This is a genomic window from Legionella sp. PC997 (genome assembly GCF_014109825.1).
GTDB lineage: Bacteria > Pseudomonadota > Gammaproteobacteria > Legionellales > Legionellaceae > Legionella.
This window is the reverse complement of record NZ_CP059576.1, coordinates 2,991,610-3,015,434: the sequence shown is the minus strand read 5'-3', so window position 1 is coordinate 3,015,434 and position 23,825 is coordinate 2,991,610. Positions and strand designations below refer to the sequence as shown.

The following is a 23,825-nucleotide window of genomic DNA, read 5'->3' as shown; positions in this document are numbered from 1 at the left end:
CTACGTTTTCGGATTCCTAGTGAATTAACATAAATGTTGGCAAGGGAGCGTTGTAGCATGAAACTAAATATTAGTCTTTTTACTTTTGCTTTGTTATGCAGTACTTCAATATATTCTACCAGCACTGAAGAAACGCCCAAGACAAATGCTGAACAAGCACTGCATATGGATTGGTTGGATACCACTGTCTCACCCAGTAAAGATTTTTATGCTTATGCAGTGGGCAACTGGAAAAAAAACAATCCCATTCCTCCTGATTATTCGAGTTGGGGAAGCTTTAATCTGATTAATGAGAAAGTGCAAAATATCATTCATCACATGCTAATCGATGCTGCTAAAAATACAAATGCAAAACAAGGTAGCATAGAGCAAAAAGTGGGTGACTTTTATTTTAGCGGGATGGATGAAGCTAGCATTAATCAACTGGGTATTAAACCCTTGCAACCAGAATTTGATCGCATTAATCATTTAAAAACTTTAACTGATCTACAAAATGAAATAGCTCATTTGCATCAAATTGGAGTTGATGTTTTTTTTAATTTCGGCAGCATGCAAGATTTTAAAAACAGTAAGGATATGATAGCTGCGGCCATGCAGGGCGGATTAGGATTGCCCGATCGCGATTATTATTTAAAAGATGATCCTAAATTTAAACAAATTCGAGAGGCTTATATAAACCATATACGCAAAATGTTTGAGCTGTTAGGTGATTCGCCTGATAAAGCAGCTGCTGAAGCCATGATCGTAATGAAGTTAGAAACACAAATGGCCAAGGCTTCTATGTCCCAAATAGAACAACGAGATCCTCATGCGGTGTATCATATTATGGATAGGGCCCAACTTGCTCAAGTTACACCCAATTTTTCCTGGCCAGCGTATTTTTCAGCTATGGGACTTGCCCAAATCAAAAGTATTAATTTAGCAATGCCTGGTTTTTTTAAGGATATGAACAATCAATTAAAAACGGTCTCTTTAGATGATTGGAAAACATATTTGCGTTGGCATTTAATTGATGCCTTTGCTTCGTATTTGTCTGCACCTTTTGTAGATCAAAATTTTAAAATGGTTTCGGTTCTTACGGGGGCTGAGAAAATACTGCCACGGTGGAAACGAGTTGTTGCTACGGAAAATGGGGCCTTGGGTTTTGCTATAGGTAAAATGTATGTGGACCGCTATTTTTCTCCCGAAGATAAAAAACAAGCATTGGATATACTTAAAAATATTCGCACAGTCCTTCAAGAAGACATTAGCACGCTATCTTGGATGACTCCTGCAACTCGTGAAGCAGCATTGAAAAAACTTGCAATGATGGAAGAACGAGTCGGTTACCCCTCCAAGTGGAGAGATTACTCCAAATTGGTCATTAATAGAGGGCCATACGTTTTAAATGTAATTCGTGCTAATGAATTTTTGACGAAGCGTGATCTTAACAAAATTGGTAAGCCAATAGATAGAACCGAATGGGTCATGACACCACAAACCATCAATGCGTATTATGATCCTTCGATGAACAATTTAAATATTCCAGCAGGGATTCTTCAATCACCGTTTTTTGACCCTAATGCACCAGCTGCTGTAAATTATGGAGCAATTGGTTTTGTAATGGGACATGAAATGACTCATGGGTTTGATGACCAAGGTGCACAATTTGATGGCCATGGTAACTTACAAAATTGGTGGACCCCGAGTGATTTAGAAAAATTCAAGGCTGCAACCCAATGTATTGTGAACCAGTTCTCTCAATATACCGTAGAGGATAATTTACATGTCCAAGGAAAATTGGTTGTAGGAGAAGCTGCGGCAGACTTAGGGGGAATTACATTAGCCTATAGAGCGTTTAAGCATTCGGATGCTTATAAAAATGCGCCTACAATTGGCGGTTTGACACCAGATCAACAATTTTTTATCGCAACAGCACATGTTTGGGCGATGAACATTCGACCCCAACAACTGCGTAATCAGGTCACTACGGATCCCCATCCTCCAGCACAATATAGAGTAAATGGAAGCTTAGCGAATATTCCTCAATTTCAGGAAGCCTTCCATATTCCTAACGACAGCCCCATGGTGAATAAGAACCGCTGTGTAATTTGGTAAATATTTTGGCACAATCTCCTGAATACTCAGAAGATTGTGCCGTACGCTGTCGATATAATAAATAATTAAATTGCTTCCATTGTGAACATTGGTTAGACTTTCTGCACTGTATACAATTTATTGTGGAGATAATGATGACTAAAGAAGAAATGATTTGTCGTATCATACGGTATGTAACCCAAAAACCAAGCACCAAAAAAGCGTGTTGTGGATGATTGGTTTGTCCGAGCTACTGGGTTATAAAAATAATACAGTAGTGAAGCATTTTTGCTCTCATCATCCGAACTTTTCTGAGCCTGAAGGCCAGGCTTTATTCGCTGATTTATTGGCTTGGATGTGGTTAAATGTGCACAGGGCAAAACAAGGTAAAAAAACCTACCTTTTTGGCCCTTTGCTTATTCTTGATGAACTGTGGCACACCTTTATTCTTCATACCCGAGATTATGTCGATTTTTCAATGCGCTATTTTGATTGCTATTTTCATCATGATGTCGAGCCAAGTGGGCAAGAACATGTTATGGAAGAAGTAGAGCTGACTGATTATCTACAAGATTGTTTTGCTTATCTTGGATCGGAATGGGTAAGCCGTCGTTTTGCAACTGCGTTGGCTGAAACAAATAATTTTTATCAATTATGAGTATTTGTAGGCGGATAGGTGATGCGCGATCTGGAATTATATAGAGATAAATAAACAAAACCGTTTTTCACTTCGTTGTCCTTAGGATGCAATAACAAGCTAATTTTATTCTATGGATGCATACAAACTTTTTTGACTGCATTTTAATTATATGTATCTAATTATCACCATGCGCTAAATGCAATAACGCCTTTTGTAACGGTTCATAATTACACTGCTGACTTTCGCTAATTATAATTTCTTTAGCTTTTTTTGATAATGAATGTTTGGACGGGGATGTTTTTTCGTACTCAATCAGGGGTTCAATAACCGTCACCTTAATTGAAGAAAGTTGATACATACCGGCTTCTTTGCGTAATTTATCCCGTAACTCAGGAATCGCATACCGTAATTGTGTTGCCCAGGCAGCGTCAGTTGTTGTTAATAGCAAACAACCTTTATTAAAACTGCCAACTTGACATTGATTTGCTAAAACATCCGGAAGCATAAGCTTTATTTTATTGGCGAGCTCTTCTAATTGAACAGAGCGTTGACATAGGTCAGCAAGTTGTTTATTGAGGCAACGACTGATAGAGCGCATTTTTTGAGTCTAAATAAAAAAATGTAAGAGAGTTAGTATATACTCCGTAAGAAGTATAGAATAGTAAATTCGAGCTAAATGCAATATTATAATTTTTCAGTAGACTTTCAGGATTATAGGTGAATCAATGTTTGAGAAGCCCTACGACACTAATGTTATTTATTTTACCCGCATGCATTGGATTATATTTTTTTGGCCAGTTGTTGCGTTATGTGCCGCTTTAATCATTGTTAATTATGTGGAAATCGATTTTTTACATAAACTTGGATACGGGTTTGCTGCGCTATCCTTGTTATGGATTGGCATAACTTGGATGACCTATTATTTTTCTTCGCTCACAATCAAAAAAAATCACGTGATTATACGCACTGGCGTCGTTGTGAGACAAACAATTGATATTCCATTAAGCAAAATTGAAGCGATCGACATCCGTCAATCTATTATGGGCAGCCTTTTGGGTTATGGGATGATTAGCATCACGGGTACGGGTGGGACTCGTCGTATTATTAATTTTTTGCATAATCCTTTGACCTGCAGACGTTATATTGAACAGCTAATGGGTGAGTTGCATCGCAATGATTAACCCTCATAACCTGCCCACAAGAAGTCCAGATTTTTTGGGCCAGGATTCTGGGTTAAGAATCAAACCTTAACCCAGAGTGCAATTTAATCGAATCAAATTCTTGCTAAAAGTTCGGCTTTTGTTTTTTCATCAACAAAAGCAGCTTCTATGGACATACGCGTTATTGCATTCATTGTTTCATCGCTGTAGTTATATGACTTTTGTACGCGTTGATACTCCTGACCTAAAGTAGTACTCATAAAGGGTGGATCGTCTGAATTGATACTAATTTTAATGCCCGCATCATAAAATTTTGGCAAGGGGTGATTATTCATATCTCTAAATAAGCCCAAAAAGATATTACTGGTGGGGCAAATTTCTAATGTGATATTCCTTTCTTTTACCATTGCCATGGTATCTGGGGAATAAATGGAATTAACCCCATGTCCAATACGTTGGATGGGTAGATTTTCCATTGCCTCAACCATTCCGTCTGCAGGAGCAAATTCTCCGGCATGAACGGTGCATTGTAACCCTGCATCCGCCGCAATATGGTACGCCTTACTGAATAGTTTAGGAGGAAATTTCGCTTCATCCCCGCCTAAACCAAAGCCGGTGACACAAGGAAATCTATCTTTATGAGTTTGTTTTGCAACATTCTCTACTGCTTCCACTCCAAAATGACGCACGGCAGTAATTAAAATACGTCCTACGATATTGAATTGATCTTTAGCATCGTCAATTGCTTGTTGGATTGCTGACAGATGTTCTGCGGAAGGAATTTTACTGGATAGTTCTGCGTGGTCGGGTGAATACATCATTTCTATATAAATTGCATCTTCTTGGGCGCGAGCTCGTAAATAGTCAAAGGTGATATCATAATAATCTTGAGGATATCGAATTACCGAGGCCAACGTATCATACACCTTTAAGAAATCGAGAAAGTCTTTAGATAAATAGCTTTTTCCATCAGGGGCAACGAGGCCTTCAGGCAGAGCTAATTTATTCCGTGCAGCCAGCTTTGCGGCTAATCCAGGAGTGATGGTACCTTCCAAATGGACGTGTAACTCCGCTTTCTTTAAACTCATCCCGCGCTCCTAATTTTTTAAAAAGTTAGAGTAATGGTAACTTAGATAAAAAAGCTATAAAATACCTGGTTTAAATTATAGTTATTTGGATTGGTTATGAATTCCGATGATATAGATAAAGCTTATGTTAGTCCTTATGATAAATTTTTCTTTGAATTTGATGCAACTCATAATAAATCTGCATCTCAAGTAAAAGAAATTAACAAGCACAAGCGTATTTTTATGATGCGTGATAATAAAGATTATGTTAATGAAAAAGGTGAGATCTGGGAAGAATTTTAATCGTTGCTTAGCTTAGCAATCAAAATTTTTCCTCAGATGTTTTTATACCCTTATATGCTTATAAATCGTTGATACACCATTCTCTCAGGAGGTCTAAGGGGAGAGCTTCTTCTCTACATCAAGAAGGGATGTCCAATTAGTCATTGTATTCTGGGTGAAGGCTTAAGCTGAAACCCGGGACTCTTCATCCAGATTTTGCGTTGCTACACCCGGCCTACACACACTTATTAGCCCAAAAAGAAATGTAATGCTTTGTATGCTAGAATCGTCAAAATAGATGCGGCAGGTAATGTTAAAACCCATGACATAAAGATGTTACGGATTACAATCAGATTCAACGCACCGATACCTCGTGCCAAACCCACTCCAAGAACAGCGCCTACTAATGTTTGTGTTGCGGAAACGGGAATACCTGTACTTGTTGCTACTACTACAGTAGTTGCGGCTGAAAGCGTTGCTGCAAAGGCGCGACTAGGTGTCAAAGCGGTGATTGCGCTACCTACGGTTTCAATGACTTTTCTACCGTACATAAGCAGGCCTGTAACTACACCCACACAACCTAATAAGATAATCCATGCGGGGTAATTATTGGCATTAAAAACTTGATGTGAACTCATGATCAAGCTGTAAATGATGGAAAGGGGGCCCACTGCTAAGGCTACGTCATTGGATCCATGTGCAAAAGCCATCGCACAAGCAGTCATCGCCATAAGTACAGCAAAATATTTTTCTACTTGGATAAATCGTTCTCTACGTCTTATTCTTGGGTGCTCCGGAATGCGTTTAATAATTATCATTCCAATAATTGTGATAATAATACTCGTTGCTAAAGTAACCGCTAAATTTTGCTTGAAATTCAGATGAATATGAAAATGATTCAGCCCTTTAAATACGGTAATAAATGACAAAATAGAGCCAATGAGGAACAGATAAATAGGAATATATAATTTAGCTTTGGTTAGTGGGTTACTTTTAACAAAAATAGTTTGTTGAATACTCGTAAATAATATAAATGCAGTGATTCCTGAAATCATCGGGGAGGTAATCCAACTTATGGCAATACGACTTACTTGATTCCAATGAATTGCTTGGGGTCCTAGCACTATCGTGCCAAAACCTACCATGGAACCCACTAAGGCATTAGTAATAGAAACAGGAACTCCAAGATAGCTCGCGAGATTCATCCAGATAGTACAAGCTAATAAAACACCCAACATTCCTTCTATAAGGATCAAGGGCTGTCCAGAAAGTTCGCTGGAGTTAATAATTCCATCACGCATTGTCTCGGTAACACCAGTTCCACCTAAAAATGCACCAGCAAATTCAAAAATTATGGCGATTAGCATTGCTTGCTTGACGGTAACGGCTTTTGAGCCCATGGTAGTGCTCATGACATTGGCTAAATCATTGGCACCGACACCCCAAGTCATCAAAAAACACAAAATGACTGCTACAAGAAGATATATAATTGAATAATCCATAGAACTTGACTACCGCGCGATTAGAATTTGAAGACGACTGCCCACATGTTGAGCGCCATCGGCTAAATCATCAATCCATTGGACCAATTTGTAGAGAAAAATCGCATCAATTGCAGATAAATCTTTTTCGATTTCAAAAATACGATGTCGAATATCTGCTAGACGTTCATCACTGTCATGTTCAATCTCATAAAGAGTTAAGATCATTTCCTCAACGATCTTTACTTCTGAGCCCCTGAAACCAGTCTCTAGTAATTCATCTAATTCATTAATTGCTTTACAAGCCTGCTTTGATGCATCAAGACAACGACTTAAAAAAGGCATAAAAATGGGAACTATTGCTGCTGGGATAGTCATTTGTCTACTAATGATGAGTATTGCAATATCTTCCGTCTTATTCGCTATGAAATCTTGAGCACTAAGCAACTCAAGCAGATCAGTACGAGAAACAGGAAGGAATAGTCCAGTAGGCAAATGAAGACGTAGATCCCGTTTGATTAAATCAGCTTCTTTTTCAAGAGAAATTATTTTTTCTTTTATTCTATTCGCGGTCGTCCAGTCTTTTTTAAGGACGGCTTCAAAAAATGGGTAGAGCTGTTTGGCACATTGGTGCACTTTTCGCATGTGTTGTTCTATCGGTCTAATTGGTGAAGGACCAAACATATTAAATATGCTACCCATGATATTCGCATCTCTTAGGCAAATTTTTGAGAAGTATACCCAAACTTTTTCAGGAACAAAACAATTGAATTGCAGTTCACCAAATTTTTCGGTTTATTCTTTGTTTTTTTTAAATAAAAAAATAAAAATATTTTCAATTTGCTGCAATGATTTTTTATATTGGTCTACAATTGAAAATACTAGGGTTTACCACAATACTTTTTTTTTAAGAAAATCGATGAGATAAATAGGAACGGGACAAGGAGCTCAGGATGAAGCGATTTTGGCTAATAGGATTATTGTTGTTAGCACATAGCGTATGTTCCGAAACAATTACTAAGGTAATTGAATTGCATTATGTTCCTGCCCAAAAAGTTATTCAGTTAGTGCAACCTATGCTGCAAACTGGAGAAAAAATAAGTGGTTCTGATCAAACCTTAGTTGTTCAGGTTTCTCCGCAAACATTAACCCAAATTAGAACGATATTACATCAAATCGATGTACCTCCAGTAACATTTAATATTTCTATTTATCAAGGTGACCCAAATTGGCTTAGTGCACAAAATGAAAATTCGGTAACCTATAGTACGAAATCTCCTGCTGAAGTGAAGCGGACCCAATCGGTTAAAGTTATGAATGGAGAATCAGCTTTCGTATCTACCGATCAAGAAGTACCCATCGTTACTGCTGTAGGGGCGGGTTTTTTCACAGGAATCGAGTATCAACAACATCAAATCAAAAATGGTTTATTAGTACAGCCCATTATGCGAGGATCACAGGTCGAATTGAAGCTACGCCGGGTGCGTGAACAACAAAATCCGGCTGGGGGACAACAATTTGATGATCAAAATATAGATACAACATTGATGGTACCACTCAATAAGTGGGTTTCTTTGGGAAGCCCAGAAGGAACAAAGGATACGGATTCCTCTTCGGTTTCATATACAGCAGGAAGGCCATTTTCTCAACATGCAACACTTTATGTAAAAGTTTCAGTCGCGGATAATCTTTAAATAATTGAATAAAAAACGAACAACTGGTGTATAATTATAAATAGAAGCAGCTAAATAAACCGACCTTTATGGAGGGCTCATGGCAATTATAAGCTCCTTGGCTAATCACTTGCTGATCGCGATGCCTTCCCTCAATGATCCTAATTTTGAACGAACTGTTATTTATGTTTGTGAACACCATGAACAAGGCTCGGTAGGCTTGATTATAAATCGTCCAATGCAATTTCCGTTGTCTATTGTTTTTGAACAATTACATATTGAACCGGTCCGTATGGAGCAAAGCCATTTACCCTTAATGTTTGGCGGACCAGTACAACCAGAGAGAGGATTCGTTATTCATAAACAATTGGGTGGTTGGCGTTCTAGTTTGTTTTTGCAAGATGAGGTGACGGTAACCACATCTAATGATATTATTCGCGCCATTGCAGAGGACAAAGGACCTAAAGATGTTTTAATAACTTTAGGTTATGCTGGCTGGGTAGAGCATCAACTAGAAAAAGAGATTCTTGAGAATACATGGTTAGTTTGCCCCTACCGCTCCGAAATTCTGTATGAGGTGCCCTTCGAAGATCGTTGGGAGTATGCGGGATCCACTTTAGGGGTCAAAATGAGTCAACTGAGTTCATATATCGGCCATGCCTAGTCCTGTTTTCATAGGTTTTGATTTTGGTTATAAACGCATTGGTGTTGCAGTAGGACAACAGCTCACGTGTAGTGCTTCTCCTCTTTCAACGCTTAACGCTCGTATAGGTGTTCCTGATTGGAGTGCAGTCGCCAAATTGATTACGGAATGGTCACCTCAAGGATTAATTGTTGGGATTCCCACGTGTATTGATGGCAGTGAATTATATACAACATCTGCCGCACGTCGATTCGCCAAAGAATTGCGCAAGCGATTTTCTTTGCCGGTTCATTTAGTTGATGAACGACTCTCTACGGTGGAAGCCAGGGAGCAATTATTTGCACAGGGTGGATATCGTAAAATCAAACAATCTGAGGTAGATAGTATAGCGGCTTGTGTTATACTTGAGCAATGGTTACAACATCCTGAATAGGGCTGTTCCTTTCTCCTATCTTGGCTTATCTGATAAGGTGTTTAAAATCAGAGCGTTGAGTTCCATCTTGCGAAATGAGGAAGACCCTAGACCCTGGGAGTTAAGTTAAAAAGATAAGGGTTTTATGAATCATTTTTTAGAAATTAGTCAATTATCACGACAACAGATTGAGTCTTTACTCCAACGCGCGGTTTATTTTAAAAATCATAACTCATCCCAATATCCTTCCTATGCACAACATACGGTTGCGAATTTGTTTTATGAAAACAGTACTCGCACTCGGGTGAGTTTTGAATTGGCTGCCCAGCGTTTATCGATGCCAGTAATTAATTTAGACTTACAAAGCTCTTCTGAAACTAAGGGAGAGATTATTGAAGATACAATCCGTACCTTGGCTGCAATGGGAATTCAGTATTTTGTAATTCGTCATTCACAAGAGGGTTTACAACAAAGTTTAGTAAATCAAATTGGAAATAGTGTCCATATAATAAACGCTGGGGATGGTACCCATGCTCATCCAAGTCAGGCTTTGCTGGATATGATGACGATCCTTGAACAAAAACCACGGTTGGATCAATTAAAAATAGCTATTTTGGGAAATATTAGACACTCACGTGTAGCGAATTCCTTTCAATGGATTTGTGCACAACTGGGTGTAGGTGAGCTTGTTTTCGTTGCGCCGGAACTATGGCAGCCAAAGAGCTTGCATTATGGGCGGGTTACTCACGATCTACGCGATGGATTAACTAATGCTGATGTCGTGATTTGTTTGCGGGTTCAACGCGAGCGTTTATTGGAGTCAGATCATTTGGATCTGGATTCTTATCGACGTGATTTTGCGTTAACCAAGGGAAGTCTAGCATATACTCGTCCGGATGTAATGGTGATGCACCCGGGACCTATAAATCGTGGTGTTGAAATAGACAGTGATGTGGCCGATGGGCCGAACTCTTTTATATTAAATCAAGTTGCTAATGGGGTTTTCGTACGGATGGCAATTTTTGATGCCTTATGTAATCAAAGGTAGTATTTTGATAAGTCACAGAGGACGTGCTATTTAATAAGAAAAAATTCAAGGAAATATATTGGATGAGTCGCTACCAAAAAATAGGCATTCTCCTGCTGTTGAGCTTCTATTGTTTGCTCTCCTTCTTCATTTTTATGCGTTATCAAAAAAGTGATTTCTCATCTCTTTATTATTCGTGTCAAGCAGTATTACAAGGAGAAAATCCTTATATAAATTTTTCTATAATGTATATGTCTTCCTTAAAGATGTTACCTGCCAATGTAAATCCACCATTTGTTGTGTGGAGCTTTAGCTTTTTGGCGAAGTTAAGTTACTTTAATGGATTAGTTGTATGGTTTTGTCTTTCTCTTGTTTTGGGAGTAATTGGCACACGGATTGCGTTTTATTATGCCTTCTCTTCTCAATTTTTTCAAAAAAATCATATCAATTTATATCTACTTTATTTCGCATTTTTTCCGACATTAATGAATTTTGTAACACAGCAATTTGGTGGTATTTTATTGTTTTTCCTCATGCTGGGTTATTATTTTTATTGGAATCATCGCGATTATTTTGCAGGTATATTATGGGGCATTATTATTGCAATTAAATTGTTTCCCGCACTGTTATTTTTCTACGTTTTAAAACAAGGCCGGAAGCGAGTTTTTGTGACGATGTTACTAGTTTTCTTAGTGGCTTCGTTTTTACCTGCTGTATTAAAAGGACCAATGCTTTATCAACAATATTTCAAAATGATGACGGGCGTATTTTGGTATGGGGATGGTTGGAATGCTTCCATTTATGGTTTTATTTATCGTCTTTTTTTTGGAGGTGAAATAATTCCTAATAAGTCCTATTTAATACCTATTAATATATTGTATGCAGTGTTGCTTTTAATTTTGTTCCTGTGGTACTGGAGAAAGTTAGGTCCCGCTGAAAAGGATCCAATAAATCATCAACCTTTTTGTTTGACATTGGCTATGATGTTACTTATGAGTCCTTTAGGTTGGTCTTATTATTTTCCTTTATTGATTTTCCCCCTAATCCTTACTTGGTTTTCGGCCTTAGAGGAACAAAATAATTCGACCAAAACAATGTTTATTTGGCTGGTAAGTTTTTTCCTTATCAATTTGCCTATTGATAATATGAATAGCCAAGACATGTCCAATTACCTAGTTCGAATAAGTTATGCTTCTTATTGTTTTTATGGGCTACTTCTTTTAACTTATCTTTTAACTCAAAGAAAAAAAATCTATGGCAATAATGAACTTCAGTCTGATGGGACGAAGTATTACTCCCTGTCTATCCTAACTGGCATTTTTATATTTGGGCTGTTCATCCCAGTGCTATTTTATCTTCTACGCGCATTTACCCTTGCTTTTAATTTATAGCACTTACCCCACTTAGACCGGTTCAAAATGAATGAGGCTAGAGTGCACAAGTGGAGTTTCGAAGAGCATGCACACAGCCTAAATGTTGCTGGGAAACTATAGCCCCCTAAAAGGGGCTATACAGGAGTGCGTAAGGCATGTCTAAAGGATAATGCTTGTTGTAAATGGATTTTAGAAACCAGGATGCTTTGATTCATGTCGGCTATCGTACGTGCAACTTTCAATAAGCGATGATATCCTCGAGCAGAAAGTTTGAATTGCAGCATCGATTGATGTAAAAAATCTTGTTCTTCAGATCCTAACGCACAAATTTTTTCACAAGTATTAGCGCTTAAATAGGCATTGAGGCAATTTTGTCGTTCTACCTGTATAGTTCGTGCTTGGATAACTTGTTCTCGGATTAATTCACTTTGTTTTAGGGGATTATTATTCGGAGCAACCAATTCTTCCTGAGTTAATGCTTGGACCGTGATATGCATATCAATCCGATCTAATAAAGGTGCTGAAATCTTTGCATGATAACGTTTAATACGATCAGAACTGCATAAACAGTTTGCTTGTGGATTTCCCCATTGCCCGCAAGGACAAGGATTCATTGCTGCGATGAACTGAAATTGAGCGGGATATTCGATTTGTGCAGCGGCTCTGGAAATGCAAACGGTTCCTGACTCAAGCGGTTGTCTTAAAGTTTCTAGAACATGGCGGCTAAATTCAGGTAACTCATCAAGAAACAAAACCCCATGATGTGCTAGAGAGATCTCTCCCGGCTTAGGTGGGTTTCCTCCACCTACTAGAGATGCAGGGGACGCAGTATGATGGGGGGCGCGAAAAGGAGGTGAGCGCCATTGGCTAAAATCAGGTAATTTACCCCGTATGGAATTGATGACCACACATTCTAAGGCCTGTGTTTCAGATAGTGGAGGTAATAAGGTATTAAACCGTTTTGCTAACATCGTTTTACCACTTCCAGGAGCACCACTTAGCAAGATGCTGTGACCACCACATGCTGCAATTTCCATTGCTTTTTTTGCATGAAATTGTCCTTTGATGTCAGACCAATCCATCGTGTATGGTCTGACGCATGATTCCGGCTTGGGTGGTAACGCGTGTAATGAAGTTCCTTGACAAAGGTAGCTACACACTTCGCGCAAATTATTAGCACTATAGATGTTTTGATAGCCGGTTAGTGCCGCTTCATGAGCATTTGCACTGGCAATAATAAGTAAACTTTGGCTTTTATGTGCTGCTAAGACCGCAGGAATAATAGCAGAAATCCCTCGAAGCTCTCCACTTAAGGCAAGTTCTGCGATAAATTCATGATCGGCCAATTGATTTTGAGGAATTTGATCTGATGCAGCAAGAATTCCAAGAGCGATGGGTAAATCAAAACCACTCCCAATTTTGGGTAAGTCAGCAGGTCCCAAGTTCACTGTGATTCTGCGGCAGGGGAATTCGAACTGGCTATTAATAATCGCGGAGCGGACTCGATCCTTACTTTCTTTCACTGCGGTTTCGGCCAGCCCCACTATTGTAAATCCAGGCAATCCATTTGATAAATGAACTTCTACTGACACGGGTTGTGCCAATATCCCAACGGTACTACGTGTTTTAGTAAACGCAAGATTCATTGCTTATTCCTTTGATGTTGGACTAATAAAGCGACAAATTTCCTATGCCGCTTAAGCTGCTCTTTTTTATTTTTGATCTTTATTAAGCTGAGTCAGTAACATATCGACTTGCTTTTGAAGATGTTCTACTTTTTCGCGAGTTCGTGCCAGAACTTTGGTTTGTACATCAAATTCTTCCCGGGTAATAAGTTCCATATGAGAAAAGGCAGCTTGAAGGACTTCTTTAAATTTTTGTTGGATGTCTTTTTCAATGTTTTGTAGACTGGGGGGAAGAGCTGAAAAAAGTTTTTTTGCTAAATCATCAAATTGTTTGGGGTCGAACATAATCACTCCATGTTTGGTTTTGCAAAGAGTCTAACAAAAGTATAAACACAGCGGAATATATTATGAAAATGATTATGGCAATTATTAAGCCTTTTAAATTAGATGATGTTCATGAGGCATTAATGGAAATTGGTGTACCAGGAATAACTATTTCGGAAACACGTGGTTTCGGCCGACAAAAAGGGCATACGGAATTGTATCGTGGGGCTGAATATGTAGTGGATTTCCTTCCTAAAATTAAAATTGAACTAGCGCTACCAGACGACATGGTTGAAGCTGCAATTGAAGCAATTTGTAAGTCTGCATATACGGGTAAGATTGGTGATGGCAAAATTTTTGTTTATGAATTGCAACAAGTCGTTCGAGTACGTACTGGGGAAATCAATGCAGATGCCCTAACCTAAACTAGAGTCAGCCACCATACCAATAAATAGCACGTTGGGTTATGACAGCGTTAAGCTGAATATCCCAAGGTTCAGGCTCAAGGTAATCATCGACTCGTTGAAATTGGTAGGCGACGCCAAACAAGGGACAATTCTCTTTGCCTTTGAAAGTTCGATCGTAATAACCAGCACCCATCCCAATACGATTACAGCGTACATCAAAGGCCACCAATGGAACAAAAACTAACTCCAATTCCTCCACGGGAATTGCCAAATCAGGGCTGACATCCGGCTCCGGAATTCCATAGCGATTCTTCTGAAAAGGAGTATCTGCTGTGGCGGGTAAAAAAGAGAGGGTTAAATCCTCATTTAGAACAGGGAAATAACAAATTTTCCCTTGTAAAAGAGCATTTTTCCATAGCTCATCTAACTCAATTTCCCCGTTTATCGCAAAATAAAGTGCTATTTGCTTTGCTTGGCGATATTGTTCCAGCAAGCGAATGCGGGTACATACTTGAGTTGAAGCCGTGGCGCGATACGAAACAGATATCTTCGAGCGTATTTGTTTCATTGTATCTCTTAAAGCCTTCTTGACGTAATCTGTCATAAGTTATCAATGTGTTGTACTTATTAAATTATCGATTCTTTATTGTAAAAATTCAAGGTATTGAAATCTTCAAAAAAATTTGTCACTCTCAAAATCTTCGTGGAATTGCTATTTTTTAAAAAAAACTAGTCAAGACAAAAAAAATAAGGTATATAAGCCGTCCTGGTTTTTAGATCCTTTTGGGATGGGTATCTAGGTACAATATAACTCATTGAGAGAATGGTATGAGTGATTTGTTTGAAGATGATGAAGATGCTGTTGTAGAAGTCGGAGAAGACTTCGTTGATGTGGACAGCGAATTGGATGTTGAAGCAGAAATTATGGAAAATGTTCCTCGTGGTTTGGATGCACGCAGGCGATTGGAAAATATGTTAGACGAAAAGCGGTTACGGGATGAACTGGACGATTTTGGCGACTATTAAACTCGATTTGTCAGTAATCATTCGTAAGGGAATCAACTGAAGAATTAGGATTAAGTACCGTTTATGATACGAACACGAGTACTCACAGAAGGGGAATGTAATTTTGCATTTCCAATAGATGATCGCATCTTTTTGGGCGAGGGGTTGTTTGAAACGCTCAGAGTAGAGGAAGCGAAGCCATGTTGTGCTTATTTGCATTGGCAGCGATTAACGGATTCGGCACGAAAATTGGATATCCCCTTCGATCTTTCCTTTGAGCACTGGTTAGAGCATCTGCTCCATAAAATTAAGCAAGATAATTTGTATCATGGTGGTATTAAAGCGATTTTAAGTGGGGGTTCTGCCCCTAGAGGCTTGGCAGCACGAGGACAAGTAAGTCAACTTGCATTTCAAGCGTTTAATTATTCTATAGAAACCCATCCACAGCGATTAGTAAGTGCGTCCTGGCTAAGAGATGGAACTAATCCTATATATCAAGTGAAATCAATCAATTATTTAGAGGCGATCCTCGCTCGTCGTCAGGCTATTGCGGCAGTTGCCGATGATGCTTTATTTTTTAACTTGCAACAGCATGCGACAGAAACCACCTGTGCAAACTTATTTGTGATCCACGATAATTGTTTGCTAACACCTCCTGTAACCGATGGGGTGCTTCCTGGCATTACTCGTTCAAGACTTCTACAATGTTCCAAGCAGCAAGGCATAAATTGCATGGAGGTTTCGGTAACCAAAACAATGCTAAAGGAAGCGGATGCTCTTTTTGTAACTAATTCCTTACAAGGGATTCGCCCGATATCCTCTTTGGATGACATTGTTTTTGCAGTAGATCATCCATTACTTAATCAATTATCTTCTTCTCTGCGTTTTGAAAACGAAAGTGATCAAAATGCAATAGCTTGATAATACATATCAGCAATAGAACAAGACCCGCTATTAAAACTACAGGGTGTTTATAAAATACTTCTTGTTTTAAAACCCCCATTCCAGCATAACCTAGATAGGTATAAACAATTTCAGCGGGAATAAGAAAAATAAAAGTAGTGAACAAATAAGGCCGGAATTTAATCGTGGTTATTCCTAGACCATAATTGACTATATTAAACGGAATTATTGGGACTAAGCGAAGAAATGCAACAATCACCCATCCTTTTTGCTCGACCGCAGAAATGAGTTTGCTTAATTTTTCGCCTTTTCTTTGTAAAAACCAATTATAAATCAAGTGTCGGGTAATTAAGAAAGAGAATGCAGCGCCGCTTGTTGCCCCCAATAAATTGAGTAGGGTGCCAAACAAAGGCCCGAAAAGCGCCCCGCCGGCCAGGGTGATCACCATAGTAGGCAAGAACATAATGGTTGCAACGCAATATATTATTAAAAAAAGAATGGGTGCAATCCAGCCAAGATGCTCAATCCAGTTAATGAGTACACTTGAATAATTATGAAAAATAAAGGCAGTCGAAAAAAGTGAGATCAAAGCTAAAACAATGAAAATTGTCTTAATAGGATGAGTGAGTCGACTAGACGTTATTTTTGTATGAAATAAATCGGGGTCTGTAATCGTACAATCCTTGACGGTTCACTAGTAAAGAAAGTCTATTACACCTGGTTATCGGTTGCAATCTTGAAAAATAATGATTGATTGGGTATAACCAAGAGCGGATTTTTATAAGAGAAACAAAAACATGGAACAAGTAATGTGGAAGGAAAGCCAAAAGCAACGTGCCCGTAGATGGATTAGAGCAATCTTAGCCTACTGGTTTAAGGTGGAGGTGCAGGGAACGTATCAGCCGGAGTCTAATTCAGTCATTATTGCCAATAGAACCTCAAAAATTGATTTGCTTTTGCTTGCTGCTTTTTTACCTGAGCAATTGACGGTAGCGTTTCCTCCACGATCAGCTGGTAAACTTTGGATGAAGATGATGATGCTTTTTGCTGATGTCATTATCATTGACTCTACCAACGCTTTTGCAGCAAGAGCTTTAGTCAAAGCCATACGAGAAGGAAAGCGTTGTGTTATTTTTCCGCAGGGAATTGGATTGCAAGAAGAGAGCTTAAAGGTTTTTGATGCCCCAGGAATGGTGTTACAAAAGGCTGGCTCTTCAGTGATTCCAATCCGTATCGACGGAGCCCAACACAGTATTTTTTCGATAAGTAAAGATAAGCATCGTACTTATTTATTTCCAAAAATTATCTTACATGTATTGCCGACACGATCTTATATCGAGAAGGAAAATACACCTCTTAACCGAAATGCAATGAGCACTCGGTTGTTTCAGTTAATTAGTGAACAGACTTTTGCAAATAGTTATCAACCAATGACAATGTTTGAAGCACTCATTCAAGGAAGTGTGTTAGGAACAAAGAGTAAAGCAAAAATTGAAGATGCAAATCGTGCGCCGTTAACTTCCAAACAATTTCTTGCTCGTTGTTTTATTTTAGGTCGACAAATTAAGGAGCAAACTCAAGTAGGAGAGCATGTCGGTATCATGCTGCCTACCACGATTGCGGGCATGGTTACCTTTTTTGCTTTACATGCATATCGACGCATTCCAGCTATGCTAAATTTTAGCTTGGGACTACATAATCTGTTAGCTACGTGTACTGTTGCAGAAGTAAAAACGATTTATACTGCAAGACAATTCATTGATACAGCAAAACTGGACGATTTGGTCGAGGGATTACAGAACGCAGGGATTAAGATTTATTTCCTCGAAGATTTTAAATCTTCTATTAATTTAGGGAATAAGCTTTCTGGGATATTCAAGGGGATGTTTCCTACTCGAGCCTATCAATTAATTGGTAACCCGGTTTCTGCAGAGGAGCCCGGAGTTATACTATTTACCTCGGGTTCAGAAGGGCTTCCGAAAGGAGTTGTTTTAACTCACGCTAATTTATTAGCCAATTGTTGCCAATTAACTTCGCGAGTGGATTTTTCTTCTCGTGATAAATTTTTCAATGCCTTGCCTATCTTTCATTGTTTTGGATTAACAACCGGTTCGATTCTGCCATTAATAAATGGAATTAGTTGCTTTTTTTATCCTTCTCCATTGCATTATAAAATAATTCCGGGTTTGATTTATCAAACCAGTGCTACCATTATGCTTGGAACCGATACCTTTTTAACAGGCTATGCTCGAGCGGCAGAACGGCATGATTTTAGCAGCGTCCGTTACATTTTTGCTGGAGCAGAAAAAGTGAAACCGGAAACGATTCGACATTGGATCGACACTTTTGGAGTGAAAGTCTATGAAGGATATGGTGCGACGGAAGCGTCGCCAGTGATTTCTATGAATTGCCCTTTAGCCTCTATTCCAGGAAGTGTGGGGATGTTGTTGCCCTCTATGGAAAGTCGAATACAACCTGTAGATGGTATTGCGGAAGGGGGCCGGTTAATCTTACGTGGGCCTAATATCATGAAAGGTTATCTCTCTTGCGACAAGTCGGAAAAGATTATTCCACCTGAAGACGGGTGGCATGATACAGGTGATATAGTGACTATGAATGAAGAGGGTTTCATTACCATTGCGGGCCGAGCAAAACGTTTTGCGAAGATTGCCGGGGAAATGGTTTCTCTTACTGCCGTAGAGGGTGTTGCTGCCTCAATTTGGCCTGAGTTATTACATGCTGCCGTAAGTATGAAGAGCCCGAAAAAAGGAGAGCAAATTATACTATATAGTGAAGCTGACAATGCCAATAAAACAAGCTTTATCAAGAGAATAAAGGAACTGAATTATTCAGAATTACTTGTACCGCATAAAATTGTTCCAGGAAATAAAATTCCCGTACTACCTTCAGGAAAAATAGATTATGTAACTATTCAAAATGAATTAATTGAAGAGTAAAAGTGTTTAATACCACCAAGCATTGTAATCTGTCTTTGGGCAAGTACTTGTACCTGTTTGAATACAATGTCCGAGTCCATCGTCGCAACACTTTGTATCACAATTACTTAATAGAATAGATGAGCATGCGATGATTAAGGCAACTATTATTTTTTTCATTTGTTCTGCCTCACTTGATCTTTTGTATCCTCTATGAGTTTATGCTAGACCATGGGTAAGACGTTTTCCATTTTTCACAGATAATTTATGTTTTTTAAACAGATACATAGCAATTAAACAAAGTCAGCGGTACTATATTTTTTAAAAGCGAGGAGTATTTTAATTACAGGTATGTGTGATGCACCGAACATCTGGCTTTACCCTTATTGAACTCATTGTGATGATTTTGATTATTACCCTTGTAGCACTTTTTTTTGGGATAAAAACTCCATCAGTATCCTTGTACAGTTTGTCTTCCATAACAGAACAATTAAAACGTGATATACGTTATACCCAAACCTTGGCGACCAGTCTAAATACGGATTATAGTATTATCCTTTCAACAAACAGTTACACCATTTCTCCAAATCCTCCAAATGGCGCATATTCTGTGAGCATGCCTACAGGAATTACACTCTCTTCTGTGAGCATTACATTTGATTCAATGGGTGCGCCTGCATCAGCTGCCACAATTACAATTACAGCATCTGGAGTCGGTACCAATACGCTTACAGTTTCTGCAGAAACGGGGTTCGTCAATGGATAAGCAATCTGGATTTTTAATGATGGTGATTGCTGTTCTTCTTGTGGTTGTGGGTGGTCTTGCGAGCGCATTTGTCTCTATGATTGTAAGCGGCACCAATTCTTCCATCAGTACTATCTCTGCGAATAATGCCTATGATTTAGCTAAAACTGGAATTGAAAATGGCAGTTACCAATTATCACTTGGAATCTGCAATAATTCCTGGAGTTCGGTTGTCACTGTTACTGGACAAGGGGAGTACCAATACAGATGCAGCCAAAATCAAGCGACAACAACCATTACTAGCGCGATGACCGCCACTTCTTCTTTTATTTCTCTTGCTTCGATTGCTAACTTAGGATCCTTTGGGGCCATAATCATCGATTCAGAAATCATTTATTATGATGGGATAAGCGGAACCACCTTACTCAACCTGCGACGGGGACAAAATGGAACCATTGCGGCAGCGCATCTTTCTGGCGCTGCTGCCACCCAATCACAGTATATAATTAGCAGCCAAGGGGGCGCTCCTTCTTTAAATTCGCCTAATGGTAGGGTAACGCTAAATCAAGCAGTATTATTGTCTCAAGGTGGAGCTTACTATGCGGTGGGGAACCAAGGTGCCAACGGTGTTATTCTTAAATATAATGGTGCATCTTGGCTGACCATGTTAACTGCAAGTGGTGTTAATCTTAGAGGAGTAGAAACCAGTAGTAATTATGGCTTGGCTGTAGGTTCTTCAATTACAAATGTAGGCTCTATCTACCAATTTAATGGCAGCTCGTGGGCCTTATTAGGAACGGTTGACCATTCAAATTATATGGCAGTTTCTTGTGATGTCCCTAACAATCCAACTCTTTGTTGGATAGTAGGCCAAGGCAAAAGCCCCCCCTGGCCACTCATGTATTATACAGGAACTGGTCTACCCTATAGTACGAATGGCATGGGAAATGTTTCTGTGTCTAGTGTAAGTTGTGTTAACGACATGTGTATCGCCACGCTACGTAATGATCTTTATAGTTTTCCGATAAACTCTACTAACCCCTTTGACAACGGGATGAATATAGGAGGAACTCTAAACGATATCGATTGTGTGCAAGCGAATAGTTGTGTGATTGTACGCAGTATTGGTGCGGTTCATTATTTTAATGGTCTAAATTGGAGTAGTGCTTTTAATATTAGTGGGCAGTCGCTTAATGACGTGCATTGTCCAAGCACTGGTAACTGTATTGTTGTCGGGAATAATGGTGTTATTTTTAATTGCAGTCTTCCAATTACTTCAAATGCATCTTGTGTCTCTCAAACATCACCAGGAACACTGAATTTACTGGGTGTGCATTGTAATGCTTCAAATGATTGTTTAGCGGTAGGTGCCGGTAACGTAGCTTACCGCTATACTGGTGGTTTGTGGACTGCTATTTCGCTGCCAACCAGTTATACTCTTAATTCAGTTAGTGGAACTGGATCGGGAACTGCATCAGGGGTAATTCCTACTGTATTACATAATCAATGAGGAAAAGATATGCCAAACCGGAAACAGGACGGTTTCTCTATCATTGAACTGATTGTTTTTATAGTCACTATAGGGATTATTGTGAGCGGATTATTGATGGGGATAAATCAAGCACAACGTTACAGCGGCATTCCTAGGGCAACACCGCAAGCAAGTTTTTTAGCGAATGCACGTATGCAAATAATATTAATGAACCGTGATATAAATGGTTATACCGCGTTAGACGACCCATGTACTAGTACCCCTGGTCTTGATATATGCATGGCATTATCGAATTATGCGTTAGAAAACAATTTTGTTGTAAGTTCCCCTACTATTTCAGGATCCAATCCAAAAATAATTACTCTGGATGTAACGGGTACTGGGAATGCCACAATTAATGCAAGTGTTTATAATTATGCGAACAATTAAAGGATTTACTCTCATTGAAATGCTCATTGTGATGATAATCACAGGTGTGGTTTTATCTGCAGTATCTCTTATGTTAAGTGCGGGTTTTACTAACTATTTTACAGGTGTAAAAGTTACTGCATTGACCAATCAGGCAACGATGGTTATGGCACGGATGACCAAAGAGCTACAACAGGCAAATCGTTTTTCAGCAATCAATCCAACTAATATGACATTCACCACTATAGATGGTTCTACTATATCTTATAGTTGGTCTAATCCGATTTTGTTAAGGACAGGTGCTTCAGCACAAACCCTCAATAACCAAGTGACTCATTTTTCGCTCACCTATTATCAATCTAACTTTACCTTAACAACAACCTTGACGGCAGTTCGTGCTGTAACAATCGATATGACTCTAAGTAATGGTAGTGAAAGAGTTCCAATGATCAATACGGTGTACTTAAGCAATATGTCCTAGCATCTTTCCTGCCTTAAAAATACCAATTTTTTTCAATCGACAAGTGGATATAGCTCAGTTTATACTGCCATTCATTGAACAATGATCAGGATGATCCATGTTGGGATTAGAGAAGTTTAAATCGTCTCGGCCTCTATCGTGCTTTCTTAGTGAGTTTGGATATTCGCTTGTGGGCTTATCGGACAATCAGCACATCCTTTTTTGTGAGGAGCATTATTCCTCTGAGCCATCTCCTGTTCATATTACTAAGTCTTTAGAAGACGATGTGAATAAACACCATTTGGTTGGACGCCCATGCCAAGTTATTCTTTCCTCCAGCTTATACCAGCTGATCTTAATAGATACACCCGAAGTACCTGAAAATGAACTTGCTAAAGCATTGCGTTGGCAACTTAAAGGTTTAGTTGATTATCCTTTGAATGATATTGTTGTAGATGTTTTTACTGTTCCTCCCCATGGTGCGGGTAATAAAAGAAAAAAAGCATTTGTGGCTGTGACGTTGCAGTCTGCATTGCTTAGTCATATATCGATGATAGAAAGTTGTCTATTAAAGGTTACTGGAGTGAGCATCAGTGAATTGGCTTTAAGCAAAATCTTATCTCTTGAGCCCGTATCGGATGAAGCTCCACTCATTGTCATTAGTTATGATGGGGAAAGCTGTCAACATCATGTATATCACATGGGGGACTTGTATCTTTTTCGTACTTTACCTATGAGTAAAACCATAATCCAACCTCATAGTGCTGCAGATCAAAATATGTTATTAGAAATTCAACGTAGTATTGATTATTGTTTAATGGAACTCAAACTTCCTGAGCCAAAACAAATTTTCTTCACGCCCAGTTTTTATAAAGCAACCGATTTATTTTCCTATTTACAAGAAGAACTTAATAAGGATGTAAGATTATTAGATATTAATTCATTTTTTACGTCTGAACCCGTTGCTCCCGAAACGCTGGAAAAGGTTTTTTATGCTATTGGTGGTGCACTTATGGTTCTAGATAGGGAAAGTAAATTATGAGTCAATCAATAAATTTTCTCAAAGGGCTTCCCAAAAGTACCAGTCGCTTACCTGCTGCATTAATGGGTTTGATAGTCCTTATTACCTTGGTCATTTTAGCTATTATCTCAATGGTTCTTGAGTTAAATAACTTCCAAACTTATAAAACCCTTAGGATGACCCAAGGGAACTTAATGCAGGCACAAGAAGATTTCAATAAATTGGCAAAGAGCTATCCACTGCTCGTCAGTGATATTCCTTTTGTGAAACGCGTTAAAATCCTTGAGAAAAAAATGCAAGCTAAGAAAATAGAACTTGATTCCTTGCAGCACCTGGTTATGCGACGGGGATTTTCTGAATACCTGTTTGATTTGGCTCAAACAACGTCCAATACTTTATGGCTAAATCAAATTCAAATTAATCATGATACCAATAGTATTACTTTAAATGGATACGCTATTCGTCCTGATTCAGTGTCCGAACTGATGAGTCAGCTATTAACTACTAATTCGTTTAAAAATGTCATTTTCAATTTATTTTTTGTAAAAACAATTAAAAATCACCCTTATTTGAAATTCTCCATTGCTACCCATGCTCTTGGACCACAGGAAGAAGCAATTACTGAACAAACTGCTCCGGCTAAAAATGCGCAGGGAGTAAAGTGA

General features: G+C 38.8%; 27 protein-coding genes. 19 read left to right on the top strand and 8 right to left on the bottom strand.

Features of this window, described 5'->3' with window-relative positions; genetic code table 11:
* Nucleotides 1-57 precede the first annotated feature (57 nt).
* Both HBNCFIEN_RS13110 and HBNCFIEN_RS13105 read left to right on the top strand, forming a co-directional pair.
* Nucleotides 58-2,097, top strand: coding sequence for a M13 family metallopeptidase (locus HBNCFIEN_RS13110; RefSeq protein WP_182391518.1), 2,040 nt, complete (start codon nucleotides 58-60; stop codon nucleotides 2,095-2,097).
* Between the two features lie 211 nt (nucleotides 2,098-2,308).
* On the top strand, nucleotides 2,309-2,734 hold the full coding sequence (locus tag HBNCFIEN_RS13105) for a hypothetical protein (protein WP_182393702.1): 426 nt from the start codon (nucleotides 2,309-2,311) through the stop codon (nucleotides 2,732-2,734).
* A gap of 157 nt (nucleotides 2,735-2,891) precedes the next feature.
* Here the strand turns inward: HBNCFIEN_RS13105 and HBNCFIEN_RS13100 are convergent, their stop codons facing one another.
* Nucleotides 2,892-3,314 (bottom strand): DUF721 domain-containing protein, encoded by a 423-nt coding sequence (locus HBNCFIEN_RS13100; RefSeq protein WP_182391517.1) that lies wholly within the window; start codon nucleotides 3,312-3,314, stop codon nucleotides 2,892-2,894.
* A gap of 127 nt (nucleotides 3,315-3,441) precedes the next feature.
* Between HBNCFIEN_RS13100 and HBNCFIEN_RS13095 the strand changes: the two genes are divergently transcribed.
* Entirely contained in the window at nucleotides 3,442-3,897 is a 456-nt protein-coding gene (locus tag HBNCFIEN_RS13095) for a PH domain-containing protein (RefSeq protein WP_182391516.1), read from the top strand.
* Between the two features lie 92 nt (nucleotides 3,898-3,989).
* Here the strand turns inward: HBNCFIEN_RS13095 and HBNCFIEN_RS13090 are convergent, their stop codons facing one another.
* A complete protein-coding gene (locus HBNCFIEN_RS13090; protein WP_182391515.1) occupies nucleotides 3,990-4,964 on the bottom strand; it encodes an adenosine deaminase in 975 nt (324 codons plus the stop codon).
* 96 nt (nucleotides 4,965-5,060) lie between these two features.
* On the opposite strand from HBNCFIEN_RS13090, the gene HBNCFIEN_RS13085 reads away from it, so the two are divergent.
* Nucleotides 5,061-5,246, top strand: coding sequence for a CBU_0585 family protein (locus tag HBNCFIEN_RS13085; RefSeq protein ID WP_182391514.1), 186 nt, complete (start codon nucleotides 5,061-5,063; stop codon nucleotides 5,244-5,246).
* 227 nt (nucleotides 5,247-5,473) lie between these two features.
* On the opposite strand, the gene HBNCFIEN_RS13080 is transcribed toward HBNCFIEN_RS13085, so the two are convergent.
* Both HBNCFIEN_RS13080 and HBNCFIEN_RS13075 read right to left on the bottom strand, forming a co-directional pair.
* A complete protein-coding gene (locus HBNCFIEN_RS13080) occupies nucleotides 5,474-6,727 on the bottom strand; it encodes an inorganic phosphate transporter (RefSeq protein ID WP_182391513.1) in 1,254 nt (417 codons plus the stop codon).
* A 9-nt stretch (nucleotides 6,728-6,736) separates the two neighbouring features.
* Nucleotides 6,737-7,408 (bottom strand): TIGR00153 family protein, encoded by a 672-nt coding sequence (locus tag HBNCFIEN_RS13075; protein ID WP_255464222.1) that lies wholly within the window; start codon nucleotides 7,406-7,408, stop codon nucleotides 6,737-6,739.
* Nucleotides 7,409-7,659: 251 nt separating this feature from the next.
* Between HBNCFIEN_RS13075 and HBNCFIEN_RS13070 the strand changes: the two genes are divergently transcribed.
* From HBNCFIEN_RS13070 to HBNCFIEN_RS13050, 5 genes are all read left to right on the top strand, one after another.
* A complete protein-coding gene (locus tag HBNCFIEN_RS13070; RefSeq protein ID WP_182391512.1) occupies nucleotides 7,660-8,400 on the top strand; it encodes a type II/III secretion system protein in 741 nt (246 codons plus the stop codon).
* A 79-nt stretch (nucleotides 8,401-8,479) separates the two neighbouring features.
* Complete coding sequence (locus HBNCFIEN_RS13065; RefSeq protein WP_182391511.1) at nucleotides 8,480-9,043, top strand: YqgE/AlgH family protein; 564 nt, start codon at nucleotides 8,480-8,482, stop codon at nucleotides 9,041-9,043.
* Nucleotides 9,036-9,455 carry a Holliday junction resolvase RuvX gene (ruvX, locus tag HBNCFIEN_RS13060; RefSeq protein ID WP_182391510.1) on the top strand — a complete coding sequence of 140 codons (420 nt, stop codon included), beginning with the start codon at nucleotides 9,036-9,038 and terminating at the stop codon, nucleotides 9,453-9,455. The genes HBNCFIEN_RS13065 and ruvX overlap by 8 nt, the downstream gene beginning before the upstream one ends.
* A gap of 124 nt (nucleotides 9,456-9,579) precedes the next feature.
* Nucleotides 9,580-10,482: an aspartate carbamoyltransferase catalytic subunit gene (locus tag HBNCFIEN_RS13055; protein WP_182391509.1), complete on the top strand. Its 903-nt coding sequence runs from the start codon at nucleotides 9,580-9,582 to the stop codon at nucleotides 10,480-10,482.
* Nucleotides 10,483-10,544: 62 nt separating this feature from the next.
* Nucleotides 10,545-11,852: a glycosyltransferase family 87 protein gene (locus tag HBNCFIEN_RS13050; protein WP_182391508.1), complete on the top strand. Its 1,308-nt coding sequence runs from the start codon at nucleotides 10,545-10,547 to the stop codon at nucleotides 11,850-11,852.
* Nucleotides 11,853-11,968: 116 nt separating this feature from the next.
* Here the strand turns inward: HBNCFIEN_RS13050 and HBNCFIEN_RS13045 are convergent, their stop codons facing one another.
* Together HBNCFIEN_RS13045 and HBNCFIEN_RS13040 are read right to left on the bottom strand one after the other, a co-directional pair.
* Complete coding sequence (locus HBNCFIEN_RS13045; protein ID WP_182391507.1) at nucleotides 11,969-13,480, bottom strand: YifB family Mg chelatase-like AAA ATPase; 1,512 nt, start codon at nucleotides 13,478-13,480, stop codon at nucleotides 11,969-11,971.
* A 66-nt stretch (nucleotides 13,481-13,546) separates the two neighbouring features.
* Nucleotides 13,547-13,804, bottom strand: a complete 258-nt coding sequence (locus HBNCFIEN_RS13040) for an accessory factor UbiK family protein (RefSeq protein WP_182391506.1) — start codon at nucleotides 13,802-13,804, stop codon at nucleotides 13,547-13,549.
* A 62-nt stretch (nucleotides 13,805-13,866) separates the two neighbouring features.
* Here HBNCFIEN_RS13040 and HBNCFIEN_RS13035 point away from each other — a divergent pair, with 62 nt between their 5' ends.
* Nucleotides 13,867-14,208, top strand: coding sequence for a P-II family nitrogen regulator (locus tag HBNCFIEN_RS13035; RefSeq protein ID WP_003635241.1), 342 nt, complete (start codon nucleotides 13,867-13,869; stop codon nucleotides 14,206-14,208).
* 7 nt (nucleotides 14,209-14,215) lie between these two features.
* Here the strand turns inward: HBNCFIEN_RS13035 and HBNCFIEN_RS13030 are convergent, their stop codons facing one another.
* The gene (locus HBNCFIEN_RS13030; RefSeq protein WP_182391505.1) at nucleotides 14,216-14,794 is read right to left on the bottom strand and encodes a 5-formyltetrahydrofolate cyclo-ligase; all 579 of its coding nucleotides are present in this window, start codon (nucleotides 14,792-14,794) and stop codon (nucleotides 14,216-14,218) included.
* Between the two features lie 224 nt (nucleotides 14,795-15,018).
* On the opposite strand from HBNCFIEN_RS13030, the gene HBNCFIEN_RS13025 reads away from it, so the two are divergent.
* Together HBNCFIEN_RS13025 and HBNCFIEN_RS13020 are read left to right on the top strand one after the other, a co-directional pair.
* Entirely contained in the window at nucleotides 15,019-15,216 is a 198-nt protein-coding gene (locus HBNCFIEN_RS13025; RefSeq protein ID WP_182391504.1) for a PA3496 family putative envelope integrity protein, read from the top strand.
* Between the two features lie 63 nt (nucleotides 15,217-15,279).
* A complete protein-coding gene (locus HBNCFIEN_RS13020; RefSeq protein ID WP_182391503.1) occupies nucleotides 15,280-16,116 on the top strand; it encodes an aminotransferase class IV in 837 nt (278 codons plus the stop codon).
* Here HBNCFIEN_RS13020 and HBNCFIEN_RS13015 read toward each other — a convergent pair.
* Nucleotides 16,055-16,687: a TVP38/TMEM64 family protein gene (locus HBNCFIEN_RS13015; RefSeq protein WP_255464219.1), complete on the bottom strand. Its 633-nt coding sequence runs from the start codon at nucleotides 16,685-16,687 to the stop codon at nucleotides 16,055-16,057. The genes HBNCFIEN_RS13020 and HBNCFIEN_RS13015 overlap by 62 nt on opposite strands.
* Nucleotides 16,688-16,895: 208 nt before the next feature.
* Between HBNCFIEN_RS13015 and HBNCFIEN_RS13010 the strand changes: the two genes are divergently transcribed.
* From HBNCFIEN_RS13010 to HBNCFIEN_RS12980, 7 genes are all read left to right on the top strand, one after another.
* On the top strand, nucleotides 16,896-19,055 hold the full coding sequence (locus tag HBNCFIEN_RS13010; RefSeq protein WP_182391502.1) for an AMP-binding protein: 2,160 nt from the start codon (nucleotides 16,896-16,898) through the stop codon (nucleotides 19,053-19,055).
* Between the two features lie 337 nt (nucleotides 19,056-19,392).
* Nucleotides 19,393-19,800 (top strand): hypothetical protein, encoded by a 408-nt coding sequence (locus tag HBNCFIEN_RS13005; RefSeq protein WP_182391501.1) that lies wholly within the window; start codon nucleotides 19,393-19,395, stop codon nucleotides 19,798-19,800.
* Nucleotides 19,793-21,289 carry a hypothetical protein gene (locus HBNCFIEN_RS13000; RefSeq protein ID WP_182391500.1) on the top strand — a complete coding sequence of 499 codons (1,497 nt, stop codon included), beginning with the start codon at nucleotides 19,793-19,795 and terminating at the stop codon, nucleotides 21,287-21,289. Before HBNCFIEN_RS13005 ends, HBNCFIEN_RS13000 begins: the two co-directional genes overlap by 8 nt.
* A gap of 9 nt (nucleotides 21,290-21,298) precedes the next feature.
* Nucleotides 21,299-21,700 carry a prepilin-type N-terminal cleavage/methylation domain-containing protein gene (locus tag HBNCFIEN_RS12995; RefSeq protein WP_182391499.1) on the top strand — a complete coding sequence of 134 codons (402 nt, stop codon included), beginning with the start codon at nucleotides 21,299-21,301 and terminating at the stop codon, nucleotides 21,698-21,700.
* Nucleotides 21,657-22,160 carry a type II secretion system protein J gene (locus tag HBNCFIEN_RS12990; RefSeq protein WP_182391498.1) on the top strand — a complete coding sequence of 168 codons (504 nt, stop codon included), beginning with the start codon at nucleotides 21,657-21,659 and terminating at the stop codon, nucleotides 22,158-22,160. Before HBNCFIEN_RS12995 ends, HBNCFIEN_RS12990 begins: the two co-directional genes overlap by 44 nt.
* 97 nt (nucleotides 22,161-22,257) lie before the next feature.
* Nucleotides 22,258-23,181: a hypothetical protein gene (locus tag HBNCFIEN_RS12985; RefSeq protein WP_182391497.1), complete on the top strand. Its 924-nt coding sequence runs from the start codon at nucleotides 22,258-22,260 to the stop codon at nucleotides 23,179-23,181.
* Nucleotides 23,178-23,825, top strand: coding sequence for a PilN domain-containing protein (locus HBNCFIEN_RS12980; RefSeq protein WP_182391496.1), 648 nt, complete (start codon nucleotides 23,178-23,180; stop codon nucleotides 23,823-23,825). The genes HBNCFIEN_RS12985 and HBNCFIEN_RS12980 overlap by 4 nt, the downstream gene beginning before the upstream one ends.

Bases quoted from the DNA above. Each gene is read 5' to 3' on its own strand.
- HBNCFIEN_RS13110 (WP_182391518.1), top strand. From the start codon at position 58: ATGAAACTAAATATTAGTCTTTTTACTTTTGCTTTGTTATGCAGTACT.
- HBNCFIEN_RS13105 (WP_182393702.1), top strand. From the start codon at position 2,309: ATGATTGGTTTGTCCGAGCTACTGGGTTATAAAAATAATACAGTAGTG.
- HBNCFIEN_RS13100 (WP_182391517.1), bottom strand. From the start codon at position 3,314: ATGCGCTCTATCAGTCGTTGCCTCAATAAACAACTTGCTGACCTATGT.
- HBNCFIEN_RS13095 (WP_182391516.1), top strand. From the start codon at position 3,442: ATGTTTGAGAAGCCCTACGACACTAATGTTATTTATTTTACCCGCATG.
- HBNCFIEN_RS13090 (WP_182391515.1), bottom strand. From the start codon at position 4,964: ATGAGTTTAAAGAAAGCGGAGTTACACGTCCATTTGGAAGGTACCATC.
- HBNCFIEN_RS13085 (WP_182391514.1), top strand. From the start codon at position 5,061: ATGAATTCCGATGATATAGATAAAGCTTATGTTAGTCCTTATGATAAA.
- HBNCFIEN_RS13080 (WP_182391513.1), bottom strand. From the start codon at position 6,727: ATGGATTATTCAATTATATATCTTCTTGTAGCAGTCATTTTGTGTTTT.
- HBNCFIEN_RS13075 (WP_255464222.1), bottom strand. From the start codon at position 7,408: ATGGGTAGCATATTTAATATGTTTGGTCCTTCACCAATTAGACCGATA.
- HBNCFIEN_RS13070 (WP_182391512.1), top strand. From the start codon at position 7,660: ATGAAGCGATTTTGGCTAATAGGATTATTGTTGTTAGCACATAGCGTA.
- HBNCFIEN_RS13065 (WP_182391511.1), top strand. From the start codon at position 8,480: ATGGCAATTATAAGCTCCTTGGCTAATCACTTGCTGATCGCGATGCCT.
- ruvX (WP_182391510.1), top strand. From the start codon at position 9,036: ATGCCTAGTCCTGTTTTCATAGGTTTTGATTTTGGTTATAAACGCATT.
- HBNCFIEN_RS13055 (WP_182391509.1), top strand. From the start codon at position 9,580: ATGAATCATTTTTTAGAAATTAGTCAATTATCACGACAACAGATTGAG.
- HBNCFIEN_RS13050 (WP_182391508.1), top strand. From the start codon at position 10,545: ATGAGTCGCTACCAAAAAATAGGCATTCTCCTGCTGTTGAGCTTCTAT.
- HBNCFIEN_RS13045 (WP_182391507.1), bottom strand. From the start codon at position 13,480: ATGAATCTTGCGTTTACTAAAACACGTAGTACCGTTGGGATATTGGCA.
- HBNCFIEN_RS13040 (WP_182391506.1), bottom strand. From the start codon at position 13,804: ATGTTCGACCCCAAACAATTTGATGATTTAGCAAAAAAACTTTTTTCA.
- HBNCFIEN_RS13035 (WP_003635241.1), top strand. From the start codon at position 13,867: ATGAAAATGATTATGGCAATTATTAAGCCTTTTAAATTAGATGATGTT.
- HBNCFIEN_RS13030 (WP_182391505.1), bottom strand. From the start codon at position 14,794: ATGACAGATTACGTCAAGAAGGCTTTAAGAGATACAATGAAACAAATA.
- HBNCFIEN_RS13025 (WP_182391504.1), top strand. From the start codon at position 15,019: ATGAGTGATTTGTTTGAAGATGATGAAGATGCTGTTGTAGAAGTCGGA.
- HBNCFIEN_RS13020 (WP_182391503.1), top strand. From the start codon at position 15,280: ATGATACGAACACGAGTACTCACAGAAGGGGAATGTAATTTTGCATTT.
- HBNCFIEN_RS13010 (WP_182391502.1), top strand. From the start codon at position 16,896: ATGGAACAAGTAATGTGGAAGGAAAGCCAAAAGCAACGTGCCCGTAGA.
- HBNCFIEN_RS13005 (WP_182391501.1), top strand. From the start codon at position 19,393: ATGCACCGAACATCTGGCTTTACCCTTATTGAACTCATTGTGATGATT.
- HBNCFIEN_RS13000 (WP_182391500.1), top strand. From the start codon at position 19,793: ATGGATAAGCAATCTGGATTTTTAATGATGGTGATTGCTGTTCTTCTT.
- HBNCFIEN_RS12995 (WP_182391499.1), top strand. From the start codon at position 21,299: ATGCCAAACCGGAAACAGGACGGTTTCTCTATCATTGAACTGATTGTT.
- HBNCFIEN_RS12990 (WP_182391498.1), top strand. From the start codon at position 21,657: ATGCCACAATTAATGCAAGTGTTTATAATTATGCGAACAATTAAAGGA.
- HBNCFIEN_RS12985 (WP_182391497.1), top strand. From the start codon at position 22,258: ATGTTGGGATTAGAGAAGTTTAAATCGTCTCGGCCTCTATCGTGCTTT.
- HBNCFIEN_RS12980 (WP_182391496.1), top strand. From the start codon at position 23,178: ATGAGTCAATCAATAAATTTTCTCAAAGGGCTTCCCAAAAGTACCAGT.